The 896-nt window shown below is 63.7% G+C and carries 2 protein-coding genes; both read left to right on the top strand.

Going from position 1 to position 896, the window contains the following annotated elements; all coding sequences use genetic code 11:
• Positions 1-7 precede the first annotated feature (7 nt).
• The gene (gene tnpB / locus CFR76_RS18865) at positions 8-145 is read left to right on the top strand and encodes an IS66 family insertion sequence element accessory protein TnpB (protein ID WP_129551913.1); all 138 of its coding nucleotides are present in this window, start codon (positions 8-10) and stop codon (positions 143-145) included.
• 65 nt (positions 146-210) lie between these two features.
• On the top strand, positions 211-896 hold a 686-nt coding region (locus tag CFR76_RS17475; protein ID WP_244192010.1), incomplete at its 3' end, for an IS66 family transposase zinc-finger binding domain-containing protein.

Raw genomic sequence — 896 nt, 5'->3', positions numbered from 1 at the left:
GAAGCGGATCGAGCGCGGGCATTTCCTGTGGCCTTCGGCAAAGGACGGAGCGATCCATCTCTCCCCGTCACAATTGACTTGTCTGCTGGAGGGTGTGGATTGGCGCAATCCTCAGAAAACATGGAGACCTGAACTGGCGGGATAATAAAAACTGCGTCAGGCCAGTATATACTGGTACCCTTTTGAGCGCCCATGTGATCAACTGCCTTCATGACGGGAGATACGGACGACATCATCGCCTTGCGCGCAGCACTTGCCGCTGCCGAGGCGCGTGCCCAGGTCGCCGAACTCCGGGCGTCTACTGCCGAAATCCGGGCCACTGATGCAGAATCGCGCGCGGCCAGCGCCGAAGCGCAGATTGCCCATCTCAAACATCTTATCGCGCGGATGCGCCAGGACCGTTTCGGCGCCTCGTCGGAGCGGGGGCGCCGCCTGCTGGCCCAGCTTGAACTCGAACTGGAAGAGCTGGAGACGACACTCGCCGAGGACGCGCCCGAAAACGCCGTGAATCCCGCTGTCCGCGCGACAGCACCCAGGAGCAACCGGGGGCGCCAACCCCTGCGTGCCGATCTGCCGCGCGAGCGGGTCGTCATCCCCGCACCGACACAGTGTCCGTGCTGTGGCAGCGATCGTCTGAGCAAACTGGGGGAGAGCGTCACCGAGACGCTGGAGGTGATCCCGCGCCAGTTCAAGGTCATACAGACGGTGCGGGAGAAGTTCACCTGCCGGGACTGCGAGAGCATCACCCAGCCACCCGCCCCCTTCCATCCGATCGCGCGCGGACGCGCCGGCCCATGGGTAATCATCCGGCGAGAGACGCGGGCGTATTCAGGCGGCGATGGTATTGTGGACCTGCTGGTGGGCTTTCCAGTGCCAGGGCAGGAGTTCATGGAGGC

The organism is Komagataeibacter swingsii, assembly GCF_003207895.1.
GTDB classification, from domain to species: domain Bacteria; phylum Pseudomonadota; class Alphaproteobacteria; order Acetobacterales; family Acetobacteraceae; genus Komagataeibacter; species Komagataeibacter swingsii.
This window is presented reverse-complemented; position numbering and strand designations above follow the sequence as displayed.